The 2,986-nt window shown below is 53.6% G+C and carries 2 rRNA genes (1 of these 2 only partly in view); both read left to right on the forward strand.

Annotation, left to right across the window (positions count from 1 at the left end):
* Positions 1-2,717, forward strand: a 23S ribosomal RNA gene (locus tag ACTJI4_RS18230); it begins 162 nt to the left of the window's first position.
* 145 nt (positions 2,718-2,862) lie between these two features.
* Positions 2,863-2,977: ribosomal RNA gene (gene rrf, locus ACTJI4_RS18235) — 5S ribosomal RNA — on the forward strand.
* The last annotated feature ends 9 nt before the right edge of the window (positions 2,978-2,986 follow it).

Here is a 2,986-nt window from a genome sequence, read left to right on the forward strand (position 1 = left end):
GCTGCTGGAAGCGAACCTGGTGAACTGAAATATCTAAGTAACCAGAGGAAAAGAAATCAACCGAGATTCCCTGAGTAGCGACGAGCGAACGGGGACTAGCCCTTAAGCTGGAATGGTTCTAGAAAAACAGCCTGGAACGGCTGGCCATAGAAGGTGATAGCCCTGTATTTAAAAGGGCCACTCCAGTGAAGACGAGTAGGGCGGGGCACGTGAAACCCTGTCTGAACATGGGGGGACCATCCTCCAAGGCTAAATACTACTGACCGACCGATAGTGAACCAGTACCGTGAGGGAAAGGCGAAAAGAACCCCGGAGAGGGGAGTGAAATAGATCCTGAAACCGTGTGCGTACAAGCAGTAGGAGCTCGAAAGAGTGACTGCGTACCTTTTGTATAATGGGTCAGCGACTTACTGTTCGTGGCAAGCTTAACCGTATAGGGGAGGCGAAGGGAAACCGAGTCTGATAAGGGCGCATAGTCGCGGGCAGTAGACCCGAAACCGGGTGATCTAGTCATGGCCAGGGTGAAGGTGCCGTAACAGGTACTGGAGGCCCGAACCCACGTCTGTTGCAAAAGACGGGGATGAGCTGTGATTAGGAGTGAAAAGCTAATCGAACCCGGAGATAGCTGGTTCTCCTCGAAAGCTATTTAGGTAGCGCCTCATATGTATCCTCTCGGGGGTAGAGCACTGTTATGGCTAGGGGGTCATCGCGACTTACCAAACCATTGCAAACTCCGAATACCGAGACGGACTGTATGGGAGACACACGGCGGGTGCTAACGTCCGTCGTGAAAAGGGAAACAACCCAGACCCACAGCTAAGGTCCCAAATTCACTGCTAAGTGGAAAACCATGTGGAAAGGCACAGACAGCCAGGAGGTTGGCTTAGAAGCAGCCACCCTTTAAAGAAAGCGTAATAGCTCACTGGTCGAGTCGGTCTGCGGGGAAGATTTAACGGGGCTAAGCAGTGAACCGAAGCTTGGGGTGTGCATATTTATATGTACGCGGTAGAGGAGCGTTCCGTAAGCCGTTGAAGGTGGATTGAGAAGTCTGCTGGAGGTATCGGAAGTGCGAATGCTGACATGAGTAACGATAATGCGGGTGAAAAACCCGCACGCCGAAAGCCCAAGGTTTCCTTGCGCAACGTTAATCGGCGCAGGGTGAGTCGGCCCCTAAGGCGAGGACGAAAGTCGTAGTCGATGGGAAGCAGGTTAATATTCCTGCACCTCGCGTAAGTGCGATGGAGGGACGGAGAAGGTTAGGTGTACCCGGCGTTGGTTGTCCGGGGGAAAGGCGGTAGGTTTGGATCTTTGGCAAATCCGGGATCCTTCAAGACCGAGCACCGAGACGAGTCTTTAAGACAAAGTCACTGATACCACGCTTCCAGGAAAAGCTCCTAAGCTTCAGCTTACGCAGACCGTACCGTAAACCGACACAGGTGGGTAGGATGAGAATTCTCAGGCGCTTGAGAGAACTCGGGTGAAGGAACTAGGCAACATGGCACCGTAACTTCGGGAGAAGGTGCGCCCTTTTTGGTGGCTCATGCGAGCTATAGCTGAAGAGGGCCGCAGAAACCAGGCCGCTGCGACTGTTTATCAAAAACACAGCACTCTGCAAACACGAAAGTGGACGTATAGGGTGTGACGCCTGCCCGGTGCTGGAAGGTTAATTGATGGGGTCAGCCGCAAGGCGAAGCTCTTGATCGAAGCCCCAGTAAACGGCGGCCGTAACTATAACGGTCCTAAGGTAGCGAAATTCCTTGTCGGGTAAGTTCCGACCTGCACGAATGGCGTAACGACAGCGGCGCTGTCTCCACCCGAGACTCAGTGAAATTGAAATCGCTGTGAAGATGCAGCGTTCCCGTGGCAAGACGGAAAGACCCCGTGAACCTTTACTATAGCTTTACACTGAACGTTGAGTTCGTCTGTGTAGGATAGGTGGGAGGCTATGAAACCATGGCGCTAGCTGTGGCGGAGCCATCCTTGAAATACCACCCTGTCGTGCTTGACGTTCTAACCTGGGCCCATTATCTGGGTCGGGGACCGTGTATGGTGGGTAGTTTGACTGGGGCGGTCTCCTCCTAAAGAGTAACGGAGGAGCTCGAAGGTACGCTCAGCGCGGTCGGACATCGCGCACTGTGTGCAAAGGCATAAGCGTGCTTGACTGCAAGATCGACGGATCAAGCAGGTAGGAAACTAGGACTTAGTGATCCGGTGGTTCTGTATGGAAGGGCCATCGCTCAACGGATAAAAGGTACTCCGGGGATAACAGGCTGATACCGCCCAAGAGTTCATATCGACGGCGGTGTTTGGCACCTCGATGTCGGCTCATCACATCCTGGGGCTGTAGTCGGTCCCAAGGGTATGGCTGTTCGCCATTTAAAGTGGTACGCGAGCTGGGTTCAGAACGTCGTGAGACAGTTCGGTCCCTATCTGCCATGGGCGTTGGAGATTTGAGAGGGGCTGCTCCTAGTACGAGAGGACCGGAGTGGACGAACCTCTGGTGTTCCGGTTGTCACGCCAGTGGCATTGCCGGGTAGCTATGTTCGGAAGCGATAACCGCTGAAAGCATCTAAGCGGGAAGCGCGCCTCAAGATGAGATCTCCCGGGGCACAAGCCCCCTGAAGGAACCATATAGACTATGTGGTTGATAGGTCAGGTGTGTAAGTACAGCAATGTATTGAGCTAACTGATACTAATGATCCGTGTGGCTTGACCATATAACCTCAAGTTGCCTTGGCCGACATGACATGTCGATAGATCCAGGTGCACGCTACGTCACAAGAACTATGAGAGGCAGGCGCAGTATGGCCGTGCTTTTCCCACAAGGGAAAACCACGAACATCGCGACGCTCCAACCGTCTCCCTGGTGAAATTAGCGCTGTGGAACCACCCGATCCCATCCCGAACTCGGAAGTGAAACGCAGCTGCGCCGATGGTAGTGTGGCTCAAGCCATGCGAGAGTAGGTCATCGCCAGGGTTTACACCC

This window comes from Stenotrophomonas sp. 22385, assembly GCF_052045085.1.
Taxonomy (GTDB): domain Bacteria; phylum Pseudomonadota; class Gammaproteobacteria; order Xanthomonadales; family Xanthomonadaceae; genus Stenotrophomonas.